This is a genomic window from Lentzea sp. NPDC020367 (assembly GCF_044387305.1).
GTDB lineage: Bacteria > Actinomycetota > Actinomycetes > Mycobacteriales > Pseudonocardiaceae > Lentzea.
Window position 1 is genome coordinate 99,096 of record NZ_JBIRVV010000018.1, and the last position, 21,665, is coordinate 120,760.

Here is a 21,665-nt window from a genome sequence, read left to right on the forward strand (position 1 = left end):
GGGGAAATCGGCAACCGTCGGACGCTTGCGCAGTACGTGAAGGTTCTCCAAGATTGGCCACGCGGCCCGCCAGGGCCGAGGGGCGAAGCGATGAACCACCGGGCGAGTCTGGTCGCCGGTCCGGTGGGGAGCTATTGGCGAACCCACCGCCTGGGAGCAACAACTCTGGAGAGTTGCGCCATGCGTAGTCTGGGTCCGCGCCTTGAGATCGCCGTGTCCTTGACGATCCTGATGCTCGGCGCGGCGGTCGTGGCGGCCATGCACCTCACCTGGCCAGACCCCGTGCAGCCCGCGATGGCGTACTCCGTGAGCAGCGGCGAGTCCGGCATGCAGCAGCTCAAGCCGTTCGAGATCAACGACATCTCCGGCGCGGCCGTGGAGCTCAAGCCGGGTGCCGTGGGCGAGCGCAAGGTGCGGCTGTCCAACCCGAACCCCGTCGGCATCATCGTCGAGAGCCTGTCCGCGGTGCCCGGTCAGCCGCTCGACGCCACCCAGCAGCGCGTCGAAGGCTGCCCGGCCGGTGTGCTGACCGTCGTCCCGCTCACCGACATCGTGGACATCCCCGCCGGAGGCGCGGTCGAGGTCACGATGAAGGTCGAGGTCGCCCAGGACGTGCCGGCGGCGTGCGCCGAGCTCGTCTTCCCGCTCACCTACTCAGGTCGCGCGAAACACGGCTAGCCAGCCGTTCGCGCGCCGCCGGCCATTCCGCCGGCACCATCGAGTAGACGACCGTGTCCCGCTGCGTTCCGTCCGGCCTCGTGATGTTCGCCCGCAGCACCCCGTCCTTCGACGCGCCGAGCTTCTCGATCGCCCGCTGCGAGCGCACGTTCGCGGCGTCGGTGTACCAGCCGACCCGCAGCGCGCCGCGCACGTCGAAGGCCTCGGACAGCAACAGCAGTTTCGCCTCGGGGTTGATCGCCGTGCCGTGCCACTCGCTGCCGACGATCGTGTAGCCGATCACCAGCCTGCGGTGCTCCGGCACGACCTCGTAGAACGACGTCGTGCCCACCACGCGTCCGGTGGCCACCTCGATCTGCGCGAACGCCTCCCGTGACGCGATCGCCTCGGAGACCCACGCGCGCATCTCGTCGACGTGGGACGGCTGACTGCTCAGCAGCCACGTCCAGATGTCCGGGTCACGGGTGACCTCGAACAGCCCCTCGGCGTGGTCGAGCGACAGCGGTTCCAGCCTGACGTGCTTGCCCTCCATCTGATCGACACTAGAGGTGTTTGAGGGCCTCGCGCCGTGACAACGGCGACAGCCCAGGCCGTGCCTCGACGAACGCGCGCACCCAGCCCGGTTCGGTCTTCGCGAACTCCCGCAGCGCCCAGCCGATCCCCTTGCGCAGGAAGAAGTCGGGATCGTCCGCGTTCGCGTCGACGCACGCCGTCAGCAGTTCCACGTCGGTCGCGCCCTTGAACCCGAGCTGGCAGATCACCGACGTCCGCCGCCGCCACCTGTCCGCGTCGACGGACCACTTCAGCATCAACGGCCGCACGACGTCCGGCGTCGAGCGCAGCAGCGGACCGACGCGCTTCGACGCGATCTCGTCCACGTAGTCCCACCACGCGCCGGTCACGATCATCTCGTCGAACCACGGCATCAGGTCGACGGACTGGAATCGGCGATCCCCGCTCAGCGAGAGCGCGACGTAGCGTTCCTCGCGATAGGTGGCCTCGCGCCACAACGTCTGGATCGCGTCGAGCCACTCGTCCCGGTCGTGCAACTGCGGCAGTGACTTCAGCAGTGCCACTCGTCCGGGTTTCTGCACTCCCAGGAACGGCATGTCGGACTTCATGTACGCCTGCATCTCCGGCGCCTTCACCGGATCCGCGAGCTCCTCGAGTCCCGCTCGAACCGCGTCGATCAAGGAAACCTTAAGTGTCACGCCCAAACGGTATAGGCATTAGGAGTAGCCCTGTTGAGATTTATGGCCCCATCGGTACCGAAAGTGCTAACGAACTCGCAAAACATCACTTGACCGGGGGCTTCTGTGAACAGAATGGGTGCTTGGCCCCTATACAGTTCGCGTTCATGCGCGTGCTCATGGTTGTGGCGGCGCTCGTGCTCGGCAGCATGGGTGCTACCAAAGCGGACACGGTGGATTACCTGGATCTGCCGCTGGTGAACGGAAACGGCGAACAGCGGGGTGGAGTGCACCCCGATCTGCCGTCCGACCGTGCCGCGCTGGAGCAGGCGCTGACCGGATACCGGGCCAAGGGCATCTCGCCCACGCGCTTCAAGGCGTTGCTGTGGCACTACTGGATCGTCCGCGCCGCCGAGGACGCGGGCGTCAACCTGTCCGAGTGGGACCCGCAACGCTCCGCCGCCTCCAACCGCGCGGTGATCTTCGCCGTCTACGACTTCTACGCGAAGCTCTACCTGACGTACCCGGACACGTTGCGGTGGATGGGTTTCGCGAACATCGGCGCGCCCGCGTTCGCCGCAGGCATGCTCGATCTCGGCACGGTCCCGGAGCTGCGCTGGTTCTCGTCGATGCTGATGTCGATGCAGAAGCACATCTTCATGGACCTCGGCGCGATGCACGCCGCCTACCTGCACGGCGGGATCCAGGCCGTGCAGGAGTTGCGCGACGCGGGCGTCATCGACCCGGACACCACCGCGGCGTGGGCGGATCCGGCGCAGGCGGTCCTCGAGTTCTCGTCCCGCGAGCAGAACCTGGTGATCGCCGACCAGTTCGACCGCATGCGGTCGCGGCTGTTACCGCCCGGCGAGATGGTCACGTACGCGATCACGGTCGCCGGCCCGATGCCGGTGCCGGGCGGGAAGACACCGGCGCAGTACCGGTCGTTGTTCGGCGGTCCGCTGCCCGCGTTCAACTACGCGGACCGGGTGTCGCGCTGGGACTTCCTGAGCAACGACACGGTTCCGGCCTACGAGCGGCTGAGCGCGGACGCCGTGCACAGGATCGTGCAGCGGCCGTTCGCGGACCGCGTCGCCGACTACCGCGCCAGGGTCCGGTTGCTCGACCTGGTGCTGCCGTTCAGGAGTGGCGAGTCCCGGACCGGAGTTCGCTGAGCACCTTCAGCCGGTCCTCCTCGATGATCCGGCGCGTGGTGACGCGGTCCGGGTAGCAGCGCATGAACATCGCGGTGAAGTGCGTGCCGTAGTGGATGGTGTCGCCGTCCGGGTCGTCCAGCGGACGCACGACGGCCTCGAAGTTCGGTTCGTGGAAGTAGGCCATCGTGAACCGCTCGCGGGTGTTGAGCAGCACCTTGTGCGGCGTGGACAGCAGCTTGCCGCCGGTGAGGAACTGCAGGACGTCGCCGGGGAACACGGTGACGACGCGTTCGATCGGTGCGACGAAGTTCCAGCCGTGGGCGTCCTGGAAGCAGCCCGCCGCCGACTCGTCCGCGAGCCAGTTGCGCGGCCGGTCCTCGCCGTCGATCGGCGGGCGCACGAAGAGGCCGCCGACGTCGTCCTGCGCGGCCAGCACGAGCATCCCGTAGTCGGTGTGCGCGCCGATGCCGCGGTCGGTCTCGGACCTGGTGGGGAAGCGCAGCACGCGCATGTGGTGCCAGCCGTCCGCGGTGAGCCTGGTGAACGTGTCGACGTCGAGCCCGAATCCCAGAGCTGTCAGCTGAAGGACACGTTCTCCGGTGCCGCCCAGCATCGTCATGAACGCCCGCATGGCGTCGCGGTAGCTGTCGTCCGGCCAGGGAACCGGTCCGTGGCACGGCCATTTGCCCGTGACGCGGTGGTCGTCGAGCGGAACGTCCTTGCAGATCGTGAAGATCTCCGAATAGTCCGCGATGCCGTCGGTGACCTCTTCTCCGGACGCGATGTAACCGGAATAGGTCAGGTCGCTCACAAACCGTGACTTTTCTTCGAGCGTCAATCCGTGGAAGAACCTTCTGCTGGCGGCCATTGCCTCCGCTGTGGTCCGGTCCTGAGTCGCGTCGGTCGCGATCTGCAGGATCCCGTCGGCTTGCCAGGCCTCGATGAGCCGGCGGCCGAGCGCGGCGTCGTCGTCCGAACCGGTGACGGTCGTGGGAAGACGGAAGGTGCGAAGTCCTGTCATGGACTCACGCACGACACAATTCATCGCAAGGTTCATATTTCGTTCGGGGGTGGAATCGAATCCGTCTTAGTAGGCTGACGACCATGACGCCGTACGACTACGACCTGATCGTCATCGGCTCTGGCCCTGGTGGCCAGAAGGCGGCGATCGCGGGTGCGAAACTGGGCAAGCGGGTAGCGGTCATCGACAAGCAGGAGATGGTCGGCGGTGTCTGCGCGAACACGGGAACCATCCCGTCGAAGACGCTGCGCGAAGCCGTCATGTTCCTGACGGGCATGAGCCAGCGCGAGTTGTACGGCGCGAGCTACCGCGTCAAACAGGACATCACCATCAACGACCTGATGGCTCGCACGCAGCACGTGATCGGCCGTGAGGTCCAGGTCGTGCGCGCGCAGCTGCACCGCAACGGCATCGATCTGCTGAACGGCTTCGGCCGGTTCGTGGACGAGCACACCGTGACGGTGGACGGGGCCCACCGCGGCGACCACACCACGATCACCGGCGAGTTCATCGTCATCGCGACCGGCACGACGCCGGCCCGCCCCTCGGTGGTGGACTTCGACGAGGAGCGGATCCTCGACTCCGACGAGGTCTTCGCGTTGCAGGAGATCCCGTCGTCGCTGGTCGTGGTCGGTGCGGGCGTGATCGGCATCGAGTACGCGTCGATGTTCGCGGCCCTCGGCACCCGCGTGACGGTCGTGGAGCAGCGCGAGAAGATGCTCGACTTCTGCGACCCGGAGATCGTCGAGTCGCTGAAGTTCCACCTGCGCGACCAGGCCGTGACGTTCCGCTTCGGCGAGAAGGTCGTGAACGTCGAAGTGTCGCAGGGCGGCACCATCACGACGCTGGCGTCCGGCAAGCGCATCCCGGCCTCCGCCGTCATGTACTCCGCCGGCCGGCAGGGCACCACCGAGAAGCTGGACCTCGCCGCCGCCGGGCTGGAAGCGGACAACCGCGGCCGGCTGAGCGTCGACGAGCACTACCGCACGCCCGTCGAGCACATCTACGCCGTCGGTGACGTGATCGGCTTCCCGGCGCTGGCCGCGACGTCGATGGACCAGGGCCGCCTGGCCGCGTACCACGCGTTCGGCGAGCCGGTGCACGACCTGACGGCGTTGCAGCCCATCGGCATCTACACGATCCCGGAGATCTCGTACTGCGGCGCGACGGAGACCGAGCTCACCTCGTCCGCGGTGCCGTACGAGGTGGGCATCTCCCGCTACCGCGAGCTCGCGCGCGGCCAGATCATCGGCGACGCGTACGGCATGCTGAAGCTGCTGGTGTCCACTGTGGACCGCAAGATCCTCGGCGTGCACGTGTTCGGCACCGGCGCCACGGACCTGGTGCACATCGGCCAGGCCGTGATGGGCTGCGGCGGCACGGTCGACTACCTGGTCGACACGGTCTTCAACTACCCGACGCTGTCCGAGGCCTACAAGATCGCGGCCCTGGACGCCACGAACAAGATCCGCGCGCTGGACCGCTTCTCGACCCGGTGATCACGACCGGGTGAGGCCGGCGTCGTGGGCCACGATGGCGGCCTGCACGCGGTTGGCGCACTCCAGCTTGGGCAGGATCCGGCTGATGTGCGCCTTCACCGTGCCGGTCGCCATGAACAGCTGCTCGCCGATCTCGGTGTTGGACAGCCCTTCGCCCACGAGCCGGAGCACGCCCCGTTCGGTGTCGGTGAGCGCGTCGATCTTGCGGCGCGCGTCCGGCCCGTCGTTCGGCGCGAGCAGGTGCTTCTCGATCAGGCGCTTGGTGATCTGCGGGGCGAGGATCGGTTCGCCCTGCGCGGCCTTGCGGACCGCGGTGATCAGCTCCTGCGGCGGGGTGTCCTTGAGCAGGAACCCGGTCGCGCCGACCTTCAACGCCTGCGCCACGTAGGAGTCCTCGCCGAACGTCGTGAGCATGACGACGTTGACCCTCGACGCGATCTGCTCGGCGGCCTTCAGGCCATCGCCGCCGGGCATGCGGATGTCGAGCAACGCTACGTCGATCGTGTGCTTGAGGGTCAGCTCGACGGCCTGCCTGCCGTCGCTCGCCTCGGCCACCACGGTGATCTCGGGGTCGTTCTCCAGGATCAACCGGATGCCCGCACGCATCAACGTCTCGTCATCGGCGATGAGAACTCGGATCACGCGAGCCACCCTACGGGCGCTCCTGCTCCTTCGAAGCCAACTTGCCGTCGCGGAAGCACAGCTTGTAGGCCAGGTCCGGGTTGTGCGAGGTCCGGAACCGCGAGCACCCGTCGACGCCCAGCACGCCGATGCCGAACTCCTCGTACACGTCGCCCTCCGGCGTGACGCCGACCTGCAACGAGTCGAAGTACGGCGCGTTCATCTGCGTCGGGTTGAGCAACGCGAACACCAGCAGCACGACCAGCGCACCGGCGATCGGCACCAGCGCGAGTAGCCCGAGGCAGCCGCCGCCCAGTACCCGCGGCACGGTCAGCACCTCGGCGGCGAGCGGTGGCGGCACCTCGGCGACCTCGGCGGTGGCCTGGTCCGCCTGGGCGGGCGGGTTCAGCGGCACGTCCGCCGCCACCCGGAACCCGCCCTCGACCGGCGGGCCCGCGCTGAACGAGCCGCCGAGCAACCCGACGCGTTCCTCCAGGCCGATCAGGCCGCGCCGGGTGCCCCTGCCCGGGACCGCCGACGACGGCCCGTTCAGCACCTGGATGCGTGCCCGGCCGGCCTGAACCGCGATCTGCACTCGGGTGCGGGCCTCCGGGGCGTGCTTGCGGACGTTGGTCAGGGCCTCGCGGACCACCCGCTGCACCGCGCGGCGGGTCCTGGGGTCCGCGCCGTGCAGGTCGTCGCCGGACCAGTCCAGGGACGCGGCGAGCCCGGAGGCCTCGACCAGCGCGGCGATGTCGGAGCGGGTGCCGGTGTCCTCGTCGAGCGACTCGGGCTCGGGGTTCGTCCGCAGCACGCCGAGGATCTCGCGCAGTTCGGCCATCGCGAGCGACGACGTCGTGCGGATCAGCTCGGCCTGTTCGTGCAGCTGAGGGGCTTTTCGTGCGGTCGTCAGCTCCAGGGCCCCCGCGTGGATGGAGATCAGGCTGAGCCGGTGCCCGAGCATGTCGTGCATCTCGCCGGCGATGTGCGCCCGTTCCTCGGACCGGGCCGACGCGGCGGTCAGGGCACGGGCGCGCTCCAGGTACTCGTTGCGTTCCTGCAGCAGGCGGACCATCGGCCGGCGGCGGCCGAGCAGCATGCCGGAGACGGCGGGGAAGGCCACGAAGAAGACCGAGCCGAGGAGCCCGCCGAGCAGGCTCTCCCACAGCGGCATCAGGTCGTGGACCTGCATGAGGCCGAAGGCGGTCTGCAGGACCGTGGTGATGCCCAGCAACGCCCACAGGCGGCCGATCCGGGGGATGCGGCGGGACGCGGCGAACACCACGAACGTCGTCAGGGACATCGCCCAGAGGTTGTTGACCGCGAACAGCGGGGCCGTCAGCAGCAGCGCCCACTCCGGCCGGCGCGGGGCGAACCACACGAGAGCGGCGATCCACAGCGCGCTGCCGATGGTCAGCAACGGGTGCGGGGTCGGCGCCAGCGGGGCGATCAGCGGCACCAGGCCCACCAGGAACGCGAGCGCCGGCCAGACGAGCCTCATCGCGCGAGCTCCCTCTTCGTGGTCAGCAGGCCCGAGTTCCGGTCGAAGCAGAGTTCGACGTCGCGGTCGGCGGAGTCGCGCACGTGGTAGCGCAGGCACCCGGTGTGGTCCGACGGCACGCCGAAGCCGAAGGTCTCGTTGACCTCCTGCTCGTGCGTGACCGACACCTGGAACGCCTCGAACTCCTCCGGGGTGATGTCCTTGCGGCCGAAGACCGCGACGAGGAGCAGGACGAACACCGTGCCGAGCGCGGGAACGAGCGAGAGCGTGGCCAGACAGCCGCTGCCGACCACCCGCGGCACCGTCAGGACCTCGGCGGTGATCGGTGGCGGCGCCTCGGCCACGGTCCCCGCCGCCCCGGTCTCCTCCGGCACGACCGGGTGCAACGGCAGGGTGGCCGTCACCCGGAACCCCTCCCCGGTGGGGACCTCGGCGAGGAACGACCCGCCGATCAGCTCGACGCGTTCCTCCAGGCCGATCAGCCCGCGCCGGGTACCGGCACCCCTGGGCGCCGCACTGGGACCGTTGACGACCTCTACCCGCACCCGGTCGGCGACGGCCACCGACACGCGCGTTCGGGCTGACGGCGCGTGCTTGTGCACGTTCGTGAGTGCTTCGCGCACGACTCGATGCACGGCCCTGCGCAGGCGTGCGTCGGCATCGGCCAGATCGTCGCCCGACCAGTCGAAGTAAATGGAGAGGCCTGCTGCGGAAGACGCAGCCACGAGCCGTTCGACGTCCGCGCGCGTACCGGCGTCCTCGTCGTGTTCGGAGGAGGTACCGAGCACGCCGAGGATCTCGCGCAGTTCCTCCATCGCGACCGCGGACGTCCTGCGGATCAGCTCGACCTGTTCGCGCAGCTCAGGTGCCTGTTCGGCGGCGGACTGCTCCAGGGCGCCCGCATGGGCGGTCAGCTGCCGGAGCCGGTGGCTGAGCATGTCGTGCATCTCGCTCGCGATGTGTGCGCGCGTAGCCGAACGCGCGGTGCTCGCGGTCAACGCGCGCGTGTGTTCCAGGTAGTCGTTGCGCTCCATCAGCACCTGCGTCAACGGCTTGCGCCGCCCGATGAGCGCCCCGGACACCGCGGGGAAGATCAGCAGGAACACCACCGAGAACAGCGTGCCGAGCAGGTACTCCGTCAGGCTGTCCCCGGACCGCCACGAGTACAGGCCGCCGAACGCCGCCTGCAGCGCCGTCGTGACGCCGACCAGCGCCCACAGCTGACCCTGCGACCGGATCGACCGGGCCGCGCGGAAGATCACGAGCGACGTGGGGGCGAGCGCGAGCAGGTTGCTGACCCCGTTGAGGGGAGCGGTGAGCACGATCGCCCACCTCGGCCGGCGCGCGCTGAGCGGCACCAGTGCCGCCGCCCACACCGCGGACGCCACGACCAGCCACCAGTGGGCGGGCCTGCCCAGCGGCGCGACCAGGCTCAACAGCGCGATCAGGAAGGCGGCTGCCGCCCACAACCCGTCGCGCACCTTCACGTTCACGCGGATCATCATCGTCGACCGCTGTCAGCGCCCCACAGCGCCAGGTGGCCCCGATCGGGTGGCCAGGTGGCCACGCTCCTGTTGAGTGAGTTTGCATGACCGTGCATAATCATGCGCATGACAGTGAGGATCGCGGTCGCGGGCGCCAGCGGGTACGCGGGTGGCGAGCTGCTCCGCCTGCTACTGGGCCATCCGGACATCGAGATCGGCGCGCTGACGGCCAACAGCAGTGCCGGCGACAGGCTGCTCAAGCACCAGCCGCACCTCCTGCCGCTCGCGGACCGACAGCTACAAGACACCACAGTCGAGAACCTCCAGGGCCACGACGTGGTGTTCCTCGCACTTCCCCACGGTCACTCAGCCGCGCTGGCCGAGCAACTCGGCGACGACACGGTCGTGATCGACTGCGGTGCCGACCACCGGCTGACCAGCGCTGACGACTGGAAGCGGTGGTACGGCGGCGAGCACGCGGGCACCTGGCCGTACGGACTTCCCGAGCTTCCCAACGGGCGGGACGCGCTCGTCGGCGCACGCCGCGTGGCCGTTCCGGGCTGCTACCCGACGGTCTCTTCTTTGGCGCTCGCACCGGCCGTGGACCTCATCGAGGACGAGGTCGTCATCGTCGCCGTGTCCGGCACGTCCGGCGCGGGCAAGTCGTTGAAGACGAACCTGCTCGGTTCCGAGGTCATGGGCTCCGCGAGCGCGTACGGCGTCGGTGGCGCGCACCGGCACACGCCCGAGATCACGCAGAACCTCTCAGCGGCGGCAGGCCGTCCGATCAAGGTCAGCTTCACGCCGGTGCTCGCGCCGATGTCGCGGGGCATCCTCGCCACCTGCACGGCGACGTTGAAGGACGGCGCAAACGTTCGCGAGGTCTACGAGAAGGCGTACGCGGACGAGCCGTTCGTGCACCTCCTGCCCGAAGGTCTCTGGCCGACGACGAACGCCGTTCTCGGTTCGAACGCCGTCCAGTTGCAAGTCACCGTCGACGAGGACCTTGGCCGGCTCGTGGTCGTGGCCGCCGTCGACAACCTGGCCAAGGGCACCGCCGGTGCCGCTGTCCAGTGCATGAACCTCGCTCTCGGACTGCCGGAAACGACCGGCCTCTCGACCGTTGGAGTCGCTCCGTGAACCGCAACAAGGGCGTCACCGGACCCCAGGGCTTCCGGGCCGCCGGGATCGCCGCCGGAATCAAGGAATCCGGCGCTCTCGACCTCACGCTCGTCGTCAACGACGGGCCTTCCGACGCCGCCGCGGGTGTCTTCACCACGAACAAGGTGAAGGCCGCGCCGGTGTTGTGGTCGCAGCAGGTGATCGGGTCCCGGCGACTGACCGCGGTCGTGCTCAACTCCGGCGGCGCCAACGCGTGCACCGGCCCCGAGGGCTTCCAGGACACCCACGCCACCGCGGAGAAGGTCGCCGAGGTGCTCGGCACCGGCGCCGTCGACGTCGCGGTCTGCTCGACCGGCCTGATCGGCGAGCGCCTGCCGATGGACAAGATCCTCACCGGTGTCGAGAACGTCGCGAAGGAGCTGGACTCCTCGGTGGAGGCCGGGCTCAACGCCGCCACCGGCGTCATGACCACGGACAGCCGCCCGAAGCAGTCGTGGAAGGCATCGGACGCCGGGTGGTCCGTCGGCGGGTTCGTGAAGGGCGCGGGCATGCTCGCGCCGAACATGGCCACGATGCTGTCGGTCATCACCACCGACGCCAAGATCTCCGGCGACTCGCTGGACAAGGCGTTGCGCCTGGCCACCTCCAGGACGTTCGACCGGCTCGACGTCGACGGCGGCACGTCCACCAACGACACCGTGCTGGTGCTGGCCTCCGGCGCTTCGGGCGTCGAGCCCACGTTCGAGGACTTCACCGCGTTGCTGACCGAGGTCGCGGGCGACCTGGTCAAGCAGCTGCAGGGCGACGCCGAGGGCGTGACGAAGGAAATCAGCATCACCGTCAGGCAGGCCGCCACCGAGGCCGAGGCCGTCCACATCGGACGGACGGTCGCCGAGGACAACCTGGTGAAGACCGCGCTCTTCGGCAGCGACCCGAACTGGGGCCGCATCGCGATGGCGCTGGGCCGCGCGGACGCCGAGATCGACCCGGACGTGCTCCAGATCCTGATCAACGGAGTGTCGCTCTACCGCAACGGGACCCGCGACCGCGACCGCAGCGAAGCCGACCTGTCGGGCCGTGACGTCGAGATCGTCATCGACCTCAACGTCGGTGACGCCGAAGCCACCGTGCTGACCACGGACCTGTCCCACGACTACGTCGAAGAGAACAGCGCCTACTCCTCATGAATGCACACGAAAAAGCGGCAGTCCTCGTCGAAGCACTGCCGTGGCTGGAGCGTTTCCGCGGCGCGCTCGTGGTCGTCAAGTACGGCGGCAATGCCATGGTCGACGACGAGCTGAAGAAGGCGTTCGCCGAGGACATGGTGTTCCTTCGGCTGTGCGGCCTGCGCCCGGTCGTCGTGCACGGCGGCGGCCCGCAGATCAAGTCGATGCTGGACAAGCTGGGCATCCACAGCGAGTTCCGCGGCGGCCTGCGCGTCACGACGCCGGAGGCCATGGACGTCGTGCGGATGGTGCTGGTCGGCCAGGTCGGGCGTGAGCTCGTCGGCCTGATCAACCAGCACGGTCCTTACGCCGTCGGCATCTCCGGCGAGGACGCGCACCTGTTCACGGCCACCCGCCGCGGTGCGATCGTGGACGGCGAAGAGGTCGACATCGGCCTCGTCGGCGACATCACCGAGGTCAACCCGGACGCGGTGCTCGACATCGTGCGCGCGGGCCGCATCCCGGTCGTGTCGTCCGTCGCGCCGGACATCCACGGCGTGCCGCACAACGTGAACGCGGACACGGCGGCAGGCGCTCTCGCGGTCGCTCTCGGCGCGGAGAAGCTCGTCGTGCTGACCGACGTCGAGGGCCTGTACGCGAACTGGCCGGACAAGTCGTCGCTGCTGAACCAGATCCGTGCCGCGGAGCTGGAGAAGATCCTGCCGGACCTGGAAAGCGGCATGGTGCCGAAGATGGAGGCCTGCCTGCGCGCGGTGCGCGGCGGTGTTCCGCAGGCACACGTGATCGACGGCAGGCTGGCCCACAGCGTTCTGCTCGAAGTCTTCACCACTGAAGGTGTCGGAACCATGGTCTTGGGGGACAAGTGACCACGCGGTGGCAACAGTCCATGATGGACAACTACGGCACACCTTCGCTGCAGCTGGAACGCGGTGAGGGCGCGCACGTCTGGGACGCGGACGGAAACCGGTACGTCGACCTGCTGACCGGCCTCGCGGTCAACGCTCTCGGCCACGCGCACCCGGCGATCGTCGAGGCGGTCTCGACGCAGATCGCGAAGCTCGGCCACACCGGCAACCTGTACGTGAACGAGCCCGCGCTGAAGCTCGCCGAACGCCTGCTGGACATCGCGGGGGAGCCCGGCAAGGTCTTCTTCTGCAACTCCGGCGCCGAGGCCAACGAGGCCGCGCTGAAGATGGCGCGCCTCACCGGCCGCACCAAGATCGTCTCCACGCTCGGCGGGTTCCACGGCCGCACGATGGGCGCGCTGACGCTCACCGGCCAGGAGCCGAAGCGCGCGCCGTTCGAACCGCTCGTGCCCGGTGTCTCGCACGTCCCGTTCGGTGACGTGGCAGCGCTTGAGGCCGCGATCGACGACGACACGGCGGCGTTCATCGTCGAGCCGATCCAGGGCGAGCAGGGCGTCATGGTGCCGCCCGCCGGCTACCTGCAGGAGGTCCGCCGGATCACCGCCGAGCACGGCGCGCTGTTCATCCTCGACGAGGTGCAGACCGGCGTCGGCCGCCTCGGCACGTGGTTCGCGTTCCAGCAGGCCGGGATCGTGCCGGACATCATGACGCTGGCCAAGGGCATCGGCGGTGGCCTGCCACTCGGTGCCACGATCGGCTTCGGTGCGGCCGCGGAGCTGTTCAAGCCCGGCCACCACGGCACCACGTACGGCGGCAACCCGGTGTGCTGCGCAGCCGGACTCGCGGTGCTCGACACGATCGCCTCGGAAGGCCTGCTGGAGCACGCCTCGTCCGTGGGCAAGGAGATCGCCGCGGGGGTGGAGGCGTTGCACCACCCCGCGATCTCCGGTGTGCGGGGAGCCGGCCTGCTGCTCGGCATCACGCTGCGCGAGGCGGTCTCGGCGAAGGCCGCGGCGGCCGCGCAGAAGGCCGGTTACCTGATCAACCCGATCCAGCCCGACGTGCTGCGGCTCGCCCCGCCCCTGGTTCTGGAAGAGTCCGACGCGCAGGCCTTCGTCGCCGCGCTTCCCACCTTCTTCGAGGAGACGCAGTGACTTTGCGGCACTTCCTGCGCGACGACGACCTGTCCACTTCGGAACAGGCCGCGGTGCTCGACCTCGCGGACACCTACAAGGCGGACCGCTTCTCCGCGAAGCCGTTGGCGGGCCCCAAGTCCGTCGCGGTGATCTTCGAGAAGAACTCCACGCGCACCCGGTTGTCGTTCGAGGTCGGCATCGCCCAGCTCGGCGGCAACCCGGTGATCATCGACGGCCGCTCGATGCAGCTGGGCCGCGAGGAGACCATCGAGGACACCTCGCGGATCCTGTCCGGGTACGTCGACGCGGTGGTGTGGCGGACGTTCGCCCAGGCGCGCATGGAGGCGATGGCGTCCGTGTCGCGCGTTCCCGTGGTGAACGCGCTGACCGACGAGTTCCACCCGTGCCAGGTGCTCGCGGACCTGCAGACGATCCGCCGCCGTTATGGCCGGTTGGCCGGTCTGACGCTGACGTACCTGGGCGACGGCGCCAACAACATGGCGCACTCGTTGCTGCTCGGCGGTGCCACGGCCGGCATGCACGTGCGGATCGGCGCGCCCGCCGGGTTCGTGCCGAACCCGCAGTTCCTGGAGGACGCCAAGAAGCGCGCCGCCGAGACCGGTGGTTCGGTGGCGTTGATCAGCGACCCGCTCGCTTCCGTCGACGGTTCGGACGTGCTGGTCACCGACACGTGGACGTCGATGGGGCAGGAGAACGACGGCAAGGACCGCGTCGGCCCGTTCCGCCCGTACCAGGTGAACGCCTCGTTGTTGGAGGCCACGGGCAAGCCCGACTCGACGGTGCTGCACTGCCTGCCGGCGCACCGCGGCTGGGAGATCACCGACGACGTGCTCGACGGCCCGCAGTCGCTGGTGTGGCAGGAGGCCGAGAACCGGCTGCACGCGCAGAAGGCCTTGCTCGTGTGGTTGCTGGAGCAGTCGTCATGACTCGCACCGCCCGTCAGGGCCGCATCGTCGAGATGGTGGCGCAGCGTGCCGTCCGCAGCCAGTCCGAGCTCGCGAAACTGCTGGCGTCGGAAGGCATCGACGTCACGCAGGCCACGTTGTCGCGCGACCTCGACGAGCTCGGCGCGGTCAAGCTGCGCGGCCCTGACGGCGGTGCGCCGGTCTACGTGATCCCCGAGGACGGCAGCCCCGTGCGCGGCGTGCAGGGCGGAACCACGCGCCTGGTCCGCGTGCTGGGCGAACTGCTGGTGTCCACTGACTTCTCCGGCAACCTCGCGGTGCTGCGCACTCCTCCCGGTGCCGCGCAGTTCCTGGCGTCCGCTCTGGACCGCGCGGCGTTGCACGAGGTCGTCGGCACGATCGCGGGTGACGACACGATCCTCGTCGTGGCCCGCGAGCCGATGACCGGCTCCGAACTCGCCGACCGGATCACCTCGCTGGCCGCTGGTCACGTCGATGAATGAGCCCGTGCACGCCGTTCTGACGTTCGACGCGGGTGTCGTGGTGGCGGTGGACGGCGAGACCGTCTCCGTCGCCGAGGCCGTCCGCGAGCTCAACTTCCGTGCCGGCGTCGTGCGGTCCAGTCTGGGATCGGTCGCGGTGCGGGTCGCACGGATGGCACTGACCTCGGGTTCCGGCGAGGTCGACGTCGCGCTGTACGAGGGGCGCGTGGTCGGGCTGGTGGCCCGTTCGGAAGAATCGCTTTACGACTTCGCCAGCTGAAAGTTAGCCAAATGAAAGTTGCGCAGTGATGAGTTCTTTGTGGGGTGGCCGGTTCGAGTCGGGACCGGCCGAGGCGATGGCACGGTTGTCGCTGTCGACGCACTTCGACTGGCGGCTCGCGCCGTACGACATCGCGGGCTCGCGCGCGCACGCCCGTGTGCTGCACGCCGCGGGTCTGTTGTCGGACGACGAACTCGCCGGCATGCAGAAGGCGCTCGACGAGCTGCTCGCCGACGTCGAGTCCGGTGCCTTCACCCCGGTGCTGGAGGACGAGGACGTCCACACGGCGTTGGAGCGCGGCCTGATCGACCGCGCCGGCACCGAGCTGGGCGGCAAGCTGCGCGCCGGCCGTTCCCGCAACGACCAGGTCGCCACCCTGTTCCGCATGTGGCTGCGCGACGCGGCCCGCCGTGTCGCTGCCGGCGTGCTGGACGTGGTGGACGCGCTGGCCGCGCAGTCCGAGACGCACTTCGGTGCCGTCATGCCGGGCCGCACGCACCTGCAGTCCGCACAGCCCGTGCTGCTCTCGCACCACCTTCTCGCGCACGCCCACGCGTTGCTGCGTGACGTCGACCGCCTGCACGACTGGGACAAGCGCGCCGGGTTCTCCCCCTACGGCTCAGGCGCTCTCGCGGGTTCCTCGTTGGGGCTGGACCCCGCGAAGGTGGCCGCCGACCTGGGCTTCTACGCCCCGGTGGAGAACTCGATCGACGGCACCGCGTCCCGCGACTTCGCCGCCGAGATCGCGTTCGTGCTGGCCATGATCAGCGTGAACCTCTCCCGGGTGGCCGAGGAGATCATCATCTGGACCACCGCCGAGTTCCGCTTCGCGGTGCTCGACGACGCCTGGTCCACCGGCAGCTCGATCATGCCGCAGAAGAAGAACCCGGACGTCGCCGAACTCGCGCGCGGCAAGTCGGGCCGTCTGATCGGCAACCTCGCCGGGCTCCTGGCGACGCTGAAGGCCCAGCCGCTCGCGTACAACCGCGACCTGCAGGAGGACAAGGAACCGCTGTTCGACTCGGTCGAGCAGCTGGAGCTGCTGCTCCCGGCCTTCGCGGGCATGGTGGCGACGCTTCGCTTCGACGTCGCTCGCATGGCCTCTCTCGCTCCGGCGGGCTTCACCCTGGCCACGGACATCGCGGAATGGCTTGTGCGCCAAGGCGTTCCGTTCCGCGTGGCCCACGAGGCCGCCGGTGCGTGCGTCCGCGCGGCCGAGTCCCGCGGCGTCGGCCTGGAGGACCTGACCGACGAGGAGTTCCTCGCGATCTCGCCCGCCCTGACCTCCGAGGTCCGTTCGGTGCTGACCGTCGAGGGCTCCATCGCCTCGCGCGACGCCCACGGCGGCACGGCCCCCGTCCGCGTCCGCGAACAGCTGGACGCACTCGTGGCGAAGGCTGCCTCCGCGCGTGAGTTCTAGGCTGCTGACCAGGGAGGAGCTGGCCATCGACCCGGTCGATGCGTCCCGGCTCCTCCTCGGTTCGTTCCTGGAGGCCGACGGCGTGCGAGTGCGCATCGTCGAGGTGGAGGCCTACCGGGGCGGCGACGACCCGGCGTCCCACTGCTACCGCGGCAGGACCCCGCGCAACGAGGTCATGTTCGGCCCGGCCGGCTTCCTGTACGTCTACTTCGTCTACGGCATGCACTTCTGCGCCAACGTCGTCACGCTGACCGACGGCGTCCCCGGCGCGGTCTTGTTGCGCGCGGGCGAAGTCGTCTCCGGTGAGGACGTCGCGTTCTCGCGCCGCCCGGCCTCCCGTTCCGCCGCCGAACTGGCCAAGGGCCCCGCCCGGCTGTGCAAGGTCCTGGGGCTCGACCGGACGCAGAACGGCCTCGACCTGACGTCCGCTGACTCGCCCGTGCGTCTTTATGCAGGCGAACCGGCGGCGAAGGTGCACGCCGGTCCACGCGTCGGCGTCGCCGTGGCGATGGACGTGCCGTGGCGGTTCTGGATCGACTCTCCGGCCGTGTCGACTTACAAGAGAGGCGGCAAACGCCGCCCGTCAGCGTGACAGCCTGTCCAGCGCGGCCTTGAACTCGAGCTCCAGGGCAGGCTCCACCTCGAACACCAGCGGCACCGTCATGTCGATCCGCTCCCCGGCCGTCAACCGCTCGACCAGCGTGTCCGCCACCTCGCGCAGATCCCGAGCCACCCCGTGCATCGCCTCCAGCTGCCGGTCGGCGAACCGCGCCTGCACCCGCGCCGCGGCACGGGCCTGCTCGTTCGCGTAACTGGTCCCGTGGATGCCGCGCGCCCAGTCGAGGATCTCGTCGAACGTCCGCACGAACAGCTCGCCGAGGTGCACGATCTGATCCGCGTCCCCCGCCTCGCCGGACCTGCCGAACGCGGCCTCCTGGGTGTCCGCCGTGAAGACCGAGTCCACCGCGACCTTGATGATCTCGCTGAGCAGCACGTTGCGATCGCGGATCAGGTCGATCCCGTTGCCGTGCTCGACCGTCCCGTTGCGCGGCGAGTAGCGCAGGAAGTGCTCGCGGTACTTCTGCTGCAGCTCCGCAAGCCCTTGCGCCACAACAGTCGCGTAGAGCAGGTACTCCCAGCCGCGCGGCTTCTCCCGCACCAGCGCGTCCACGGACTTGGGCGTGATCGGGGTAGTGGACGTGAACTCGGCGCGGTGTTGCGCGAGCTTCTGCACGACCGACTGCGCGATCACCTCGGCGGTGTGCACGCGCAGGTCCAGGAACCCGATGCTGGACAGCAGGCCGGGCACCTTGGTGTCGTCGAGCTTGATCGGCAGCAAGAACTCGTTCTGCTGCTCCAACGCTCGCGTCTGCGCGGTCTGGCGTTCGTGCCGTGCCAGCGAGTGCTCGACGTAGCGCTGTGAGGTGAACATCAGGACGTACCGGACCTTGTGCGTCAACGTGTCCGTGATGTGTTCGATCAGGTTGCGGCCCCACCGCGCGACGAGCTGGTCCTCGTCGTAGTAGACGTTGACGCCGAGCTCTTCCAAGCGCCGCACGATCGGCTCGACCTGGGCGCGGTCCTGCTCGGCGAACGAAGGGGCGACGTCGAACTCGTACTCGGCCACCGGGACAAGGTACGGGTCCATTCGACGTTCTGGGGGGACGTACGTGGAGAAGCTGCTGGCCGAGGTGGCCGCCGAAGCGGGTACACGAACCACAGGGTCACGTCCGAGCCGTCAGAACACAGCGAGCGCGTGCGCCACCTCAAGTCGTTGGTCGCTCTCGGCTCTGACGGCAACGTGGTCGTGGAGATGCGAGTCGAGCCGGACGGGGCGTTCACGGCGCTACTCACCGACGGCATCCACCAGAGCACCGGCTACCTGCCGCCGAGCTACACGGTCGTGTTCGAACCACGGCCACGTCACGTCATCCCGCCGTACGAGCGCACCGAAGTGACGTCGACCGGCCCGTTGGCGGCCGTCGAAGCCGAGCTCGGCGTACCGCTGCCGGCCGAGGTGCACGAGCTGTACCGCAGCGGTGTCACCGAGTTCGGCGACCACGTGCTGCTGCCCCCGGACGAGATCCTTGCTGTGCGGCAACAACTTCTGGACGACGAAGCCTTCTTGGCGCACGACCCGGACAACTGGGCGGAGCCGATCCCGCACACCGCGCCCCGAGACACCGTGCGGCTCGTCGGACACCACCCGCTCTGGGTGCCGATCGTGCGGTATCCGCTCGCCCGAACGTCATGAGTCGTCCGGCATGAAGGGCCACTACGACGTCACGGACTACGAGGTCGACGTGGTCGCGTACCTGGGGAGCGAGTTCCCGACGCTGCGTGAGCTCGGCCTGCGCGAGCTGGGCGACGCCGATCTGGCGCCGCTCGCGAGCATGGTGGACCTGCAGGACCTGAAACTGAGCGGAAGACGTCTGCGGATCGACGGACTGGCGCATCTGCCGCTGGAACGCCTCGAAGTCACCGCGACAAGCGTCGACGTGCCCGCGTTCGAACGGCTGACCCGCCTCAAGGTCGAAGGCGCGCGCGTCGAACTGCCCGCCCTTCCGAACCTGCGCGTCCTCGACGTGTCACGCGCGGACGTCGACGTCGAGTCGCTGCCGCAGGTCGATCACCTGACGCTGAACGGGGAGCAGTGGCGGCGGTGCACGGTGCGCCCCGCCGCCGCGACCCTCACCGGCGAACGCTCGCTCGCCAAGGCTCTCGACTGGGCCGGGAGCCTTGGCGTGGAGTTGCCGCGCCGCCTCGTCAGCGGACGGCTGTAGTCCTGCGGTACCAGGCGCGTCGATGGCCGACCGGCAGCGCGATGCGAGTGATCAGCGCGGTCAGCAGACCACCGATGACCAGCCACAGCAGCGCGGCCAGGCCCTCGTTGAGCAGCGTGGCCACGGACGCGTTCTCCGGCGTGAACAGACCGTCCAGGCCGAGGGTGATGCCGTCCGCCCACCCCGCGACGAACTGGAAGAACCCGTTGCCCGCGTTCGCACCCGCGATCACCAGGAAGATGTGCACCAACAGCACGATGGCGAACGTCCAGCACACGACGTCAATGACCGCACAGACGGTTCGCACCGTCCGCACCCTGCGGTAGTCGGCGTCTCGCTCGACGACCTGCTCCTCGAGCACCGGCTCGTTCACACGAGGCATGTGGGGATCGTTCACGCGCGGCATGTACTCGGTCTGCCGGCGTAACTCCGCATCACGTGGGTCCGTCATGCCGGCGGCATACCCGTCGGAGCACCGGGTCGAAACCCGTTGGACCAGGTAGGCGACAATGAGATCCGTGAGCGAGCACATCCTTGACGAACTGTCCTGGCGCGGCCTGATCGCGACGTCCACCGACCTCGACGCACTCCGGAAGGACCTGGACGCCGGCCCGCTCACGCTCTATTGCGGTTTCGACCCCACGGCGCCGTCGCTGCACGCCGGCAACCTGGTCCCGCTGCTCATGCTCAAGCGCTTCCAGATGGCGGGGCACCGGCCGATCGTGCTGGCCGGCGGGGCGACGGGCATGATCGGCGACCCGCGCGACACCGGCGAGCGCACGATGAACTCGCTGGACACCGTCGCCGAGTGGTCAGACCGCATCCGCGGGCAGCTGGAGAGGTTCGTGCACTTCGACGACTCGCCCACGGGCGCGATCGTCGAGAACAACCTCAGCTGGACCGGCCAGGTCAGCGCGCTGGAGTTCCTGCGCGACGTCGGCAAGCACTTCTCGGTCAACGTGATGCTGTCGCGGGAGACCGTGAAGCGGCGCCTCGAAGCCGACGGCATGTCGTACACCGAGTTCAGCTACGTGCTGCTGCAGTCGAACGACTACCTGGAGCTGCACCGCAAGCACGGCACCGCGCTGCAGATCGGCGGCTCCGACCAGTGGGGCAACATCGTCAGCGGTGTCGACCTGGTGCGCAGGGTCGAGGGCAAGCAGGTGCACGCGCTGACGGCTCCGCTGGTCACCGACGCCGAGGGGCGCAAGTTCGGGAAGTCCACCGGTGGCGGGCGCGTGTGGCTCGACCCGGAGATGACGTCGCCGTACGCCTGGTACCAGTACTTCGTGAACGTCGACGACGTCACGGTGCTGAACTACCTGCGCCTGTTCACGTTCCTCACCCGTGAGGAGCTGGACGAGCTGGAGAAGCAGACCGCGGAGGCGCCGCACCAACGCGCCGCGCAGAAGCGGCTCGCGCAGGAGTTCACCGACCTGGTCCACGGCGAACGCACGACGCAGCAGGTCATCCTCGCGTCGTCGGCGCTCTTCGGCCGGGGCGAGCTGCGCGACTTGGACGCGTCGGTGCTGGAAGCGGCACTGGCCGAGGCGCCCAAGGGTCAGGTGCGGTTGGCGGACGAGCCCACCATCGTCGACCTGCTGATCGCGTCGGGCCTGGCGGACAGCCGGGGTGCCGCGCGGCGGACGGTCAACGAGGGCGGCGCCTACGTGAACAACGCGAAGGTGACCGACGAGGAGTGGAAGCCGGCGTCGTCGGACCTGCTCCACGGCAAGTGGCTGGTGCTCCGCCGCGGCAAGCGCAACAACGCGAGCGTGCACGTAGAGCTCTGACCTGCACGTTCTGGTCGTAGAAGGCCGCCGATCCCACCTGGGACCGGCGGCCTTCGATCTTTCTGGATGTGATCGCGGTCACAGTGTGTGGGGATCGGGCCTGCGATAGCTTGTTCGTGGGTCCTGTACGGGGCTGTTGACCTGCGGTTTCTTAACCGCAGGTGACCGTGGTGCCCCCGATTTGACCCTGCGTTGGCGTGCGTGTAACTTTCTCCATGTCAGCGAGGAACGGGCCGGGAACACCGGAACGGAGCGCGACACAGATCACGAACCAAGCTTCCACGGACTGTGGTAGAGTGGGTGATCTGGAAACGACGAAGACCCAGCCGGTAGCTCGTCTGAGCTCAGAGGCCAAGGGCGTCGGAAGTTTCAACCAAAAGCTTAAGTACGACACAGCCCCGGAAGCGACATCTCTCCGTGAGACTAGCTGCGGTGTGCGCGTGTTCTTTGAGAACTCAACAGCGTGCCGAAACACAGCCAGTAATATATGAATTACCTCCTCGTCGAGGTAGTTCCTTTGAG

General features: G+C 68.8%; 23 protein-coding genes. 15 read left to right on the forward strand and 8 right to left on the reverse strand.

Features of this window, described 5'->3' with window-relative positions; genetic code table 11:
• Positions 1 to 180 precede the first annotated feature (180 nt).
• Positions 181 to 678: a hypothetical protein gene (locus tag ACH413_RS42115; protein ID WP_360046857.1), complete on the forward strand. Its 498-nt coding sequence runs from the start codon at positions 181 to 183 to the stop codon at positions 676 to 678.
• Here the strand turns inward: ACH413_RS42115 and ACH413_RS42120 are convergent.
• Together ACH413_RS42120 and ACH413_RS42125 are read right to left on the reverse strand one after the other, a co-directional pair.
• A complete protein-coding gene (locus tag ACH413_RS42120; RefSeq protein WP_360046858.1) occupies positions 647 to 1,210 on the reverse strand; it encodes a GNAT family protein in 564 nt (187 codons plus the stop codon). The two genes, ACH413_RS42115 and ACH413_RS42120, sit on opposite strands and share 32 nt — an antisense overlap.
• 10 nt (positions 1,211 to 1,220) lie before the next feature.
• Complete coding sequence (locus ACH413_RS42125) at positions 1,221 to 1,889, reverse strand: DNA alkylation repair protein (RefSeq protein WP_360046859.1); 669 nt, start codon at positions 1,887 to 1,889, stop codon at positions 1,221 to 1,223.
• Between the two features lie 146 nt (positions 1,890 to 2,035).
• Between ACH413_RS42125 and ACH413_RS42130 the strand changes: the two genes are divergently transcribed.
• Entirely contained in the window at positions 2,036 to 3,040 is a 1,005-nt protein-coding gene (locus ACH413_RS42130; RefSeq protein ID WP_360046860.1) for a hypothetical protein, read from the forward strand.
• Here the strand turns inward: ACH413_RS42130 and ACH413_RS42135 are convergent.
• Positions 3,006 to 4,043 carry a 2-oxoglutarate and iron-dependent oxygenase domain-containing protein gene (locus ACH413_RS42135; protein ID WP_360046861.1) on the reverse strand — a complete coding sequence of 346 codons (1,038 nt, stop codon included), beginning with the start codon at positions 4,041 to 4,043 and terminating at the stop codon, positions 3,006 to 3,008. The genes ACH413_RS42130 and ACH413_RS42135 overlap by 35 nt on opposite strands.
• Positions 4,044 to 4,126: 83 nt before the next feature.
• On the opposite strand from ACH413_RS42135, the gene sthA reads away from it, so the two are divergent.
• Positions 4,127 to 5,542, forward strand: coding sequence for a Si-specific NAD(P)(+) transhydrogenase (sthA, locus tag ACH413_RS42140; protein ID WP_360046862.1), 1,416 nt, complete (start codon positions 4,127 to 4,129; stop codon positions 5,540 to 5,542).
• Here sthA and ACH413_RS42145 read toward each other — a convergent pair whose 3' ends face one another.
• Genes ACH413_RS42145 through ACH413_RS42155 form a run of 3 tightly spaced genes read right to left on the reverse strand, consistent with a single transcriptional unit; the run spans position 5,543 to position 9,157 of the window.
• Positions 5,543 to 6,184, reverse strand: coding sequence for a response regulator transcription factor (locus tag ACH413_RS42145; protein WP_360046863.1), 642 nt, complete (start codon positions 6,182 to 6,184; stop codon positions 5,543 to 5,545).
• 10 nt (positions 6,185 to 6,194) lie between these two features.
• Positions 6,195 to 7,664, reverse strand: a complete 1,470-nt coding sequence (locus ACH413_RS42150; protein ID WP_360046864.1) for a histidine kinase — start codon at positions 7,662 to 7,664, stop codon at positions 6,195 to 6,197.
• A complete protein-coding gene (locus ACH413_RS42155; protein WP_360046865.1) occupies positions 7,661 to 9,157 on the reverse strand; it encodes a histidine kinase in 1,497 nt (498 codons plus the stop codon). Before ACH413_RS42155 ends, ACH413_RS42150 begins: the two co-directional genes overlap by 4 nt.
• 117 nt (positions 9,158 to 9,274) lie before the next feature.
• Between ACH413_RS42155 and argC the strand changes: the two genes are divergently transcribed.
• Genes argC through ACH413_RS42200 form a run of 9 tightly spaced genes read left to right on the forward strand, consistent with a single transcriptional unit; the run spans position 9,275 to position 17,159 of the window.
• Positions 9,275 to 10,288 carry an N-acetyl-gamma-glutamyl-phosphate reductase gene (argC, locus tag ACH413_RS42160; RefSeq protein WP_360046866.1) on the forward strand — a complete coding sequence of 338 codons (1,014 nt, stop codon included), beginning with the start codon at positions 9,275 to 9,277 and terminating at the stop codon, positions 10,286 to 10,288.
• Entirely contained in the window at positions 10,285 to 11,457 is a 1,173-nt protein-coding gene (gene argJ / locus ACH413_RS42165) for a bifunctional glutamate N-acetyltransferase/amino-acid acetyltransferase ArgJ (RefSeq protein WP_360046867.1), read from the forward strand. The genes argC and argJ overlap by 4 nt, the downstream gene beginning before the upstream one ends.
• Positions 11,454 to 12,323 carry an acetylglutamate kinase gene (gene argB / locus ACH413_RS42170; RefSeq protein ID WP_360046868.1) on the forward strand — a complete coding sequence of 290 codons (870 nt, stop codon included), beginning with the start codon at positions 11,454 to 11,456 and terminating at the stop codon, positions 12,321 to 12,323. Before argJ ends, argB begins: the two co-directional genes overlap by 4 nt.
• A gap of 20 nt (positions 12,324 to 12,343) precedes the next feature.
• On the forward strand, positions 12,344 to 13,477 hold the full coding sequence (locus ACH413_RS42175) for an acetylornithine transaminase (protein WP_360046880.1): 1,134 nt from the start codon (positions 12,344 to 12,346) through the stop codon (positions 13,475 to 13,477).
• Positions 13,474 to 14,406 carry an ornithine carbamoyltransferase gene (argF, locus tag ACH413_RS42180; protein WP_360046869.1) on the forward strand — a complete coding sequence of 311 codons (933 nt, stop codon included), beginning with the start codon at positions 13,474 to 13,476 and terminating at the stop codon, positions 14,404 to 14,406. Before ACH413_RS42175 ends, argF begins: the two co-directional genes overlap by 4 nt.
• Positions 14,403 to 14,888 carry an arginine repressor gene (locus ACH413_RS42185; protein WP_360046870.1) on the forward strand — a complete coding sequence of 162 codons (486 nt, stop codon included), beginning with the start codon at positions 14,403 to 14,405 and terminating at the stop codon, positions 14,886 to 14,888. Before argF ends, ACH413_RS42185 begins: the two co-directional genes overlap by 4 nt.
• Positions 14,881 to 15,147, forward strand: coding sequence for an argininosuccinate synthase (locus ACH413_RS42190; RefSeq protein WP_396425839.1), 267 nt, complete (start codon positions 14,881 to 14,883; stop codon positions 15,145 to 15,147). The genes ACH413_RS42185 and ACH413_RS42190 overlap by 8 nt, the downstream gene beginning before the upstream one ends.
• 28 nt (positions 15,148 to 15,175) lie before the next feature.
• A complete protein-coding gene (gene argH, locus ACH413_RS42195) occupies positions 15,176 to 16,567 on the forward strand; it encodes an argininosuccinate lyase (protein ID WP_360046871.1) in 1,392 nt (463 codons plus the stop codon).
• Positions 16,557 to 17,159: a DNA-3-methyladenine glycosylase gene (locus ACH413_RS42200; protein WP_360046872.1), complete on the forward strand. Its 603-nt coding sequence runs from the start codon at positions 16,557 to 16,559 to the stop codon at positions 17,157 to 17,159. The genes argH and ACH413_RS42200 overlap by 11 nt, the downstream gene beginning before the upstream one ends.
• On the opposite strand, the gene ACH413_RS42205 is transcribed toward ACH413_RS42200, so the two are convergent.
• Positions 17,151 to 18,194, reverse strand: coding sequence for a TIR domain-containing protein (locus ACH413_RS42205; RefSeq protein WP_360046873.1), 1,044 nt, complete (start codon positions 18,192 to 18,194; stop codon positions 17,151 to 17,153). The genes ACH413_RS42200 and ACH413_RS42205 overlap by 9 nt on opposite strands.
• 129 nt (positions 18,195 to 18,323) lie before the next feature.
• Between ACH413_RS42205 and ACH413_RS42210 the strand changes: the two genes are divergently transcribed.
• On the forward strand, positions 18,324 to 18,821 hold the full coding sequence (locus tag ACH413_RS42210) for an SMI1/KNR4 family protein (RefSeq protein ID WP_360046874.1): 498 nt from the start codon (positions 18,324 to 18,326) through the stop codon (positions 18,819 to 18,821).
• A 10-nt stretch (positions 18,822 to 18,831) separates the two neighbouring features.
• Complete coding sequence (locus ACH413_RS42215; protein ID WP_360046875.1) at positions 18,832 to 19,350, forward strand: hypothetical protein; 519 nt, start codon at positions 18,832 to 18,834, stop codon at positions 19,348 to 19,350.
• On the opposite strand, the gene ACH413_RS42220 is transcribed toward ACH413_RS42215, so the two are convergent.
• Positions 19,334 to 19,732: a hypothetical protein gene (locus ACH413_RS42220; protein WP_360046876.1), complete on the reverse strand. Its 399-nt coding sequence runs from the start codon at positions 19,730 to 19,732 to the stop codon at positions 19,334 to 19,336. The two genes, ACH413_RS42215 and ACH413_RS42220, sit on opposite strands and share 17 nt — an antisense overlap.
• Positions 19,733 to 19,868: 136 nt before the next feature.
• Between ACH413_RS42220 and tyrS the strand changes: the two genes are divergently transcribed.
• On the forward strand, positions 19,869 to 21,143 hold the full coding sequence (tyrS, locus tag ACH413_RS42225; protein ID WP_360046877.1) for a tyrosine--tRNA ligase: 1,275 nt from the start codon (positions 19,869 to 19,871) through the stop codon (positions 21,141 to 21,143).
• The last annotated feature ends 522 nt before the right edge of the window (positions 21,144 to 21,665 follow it).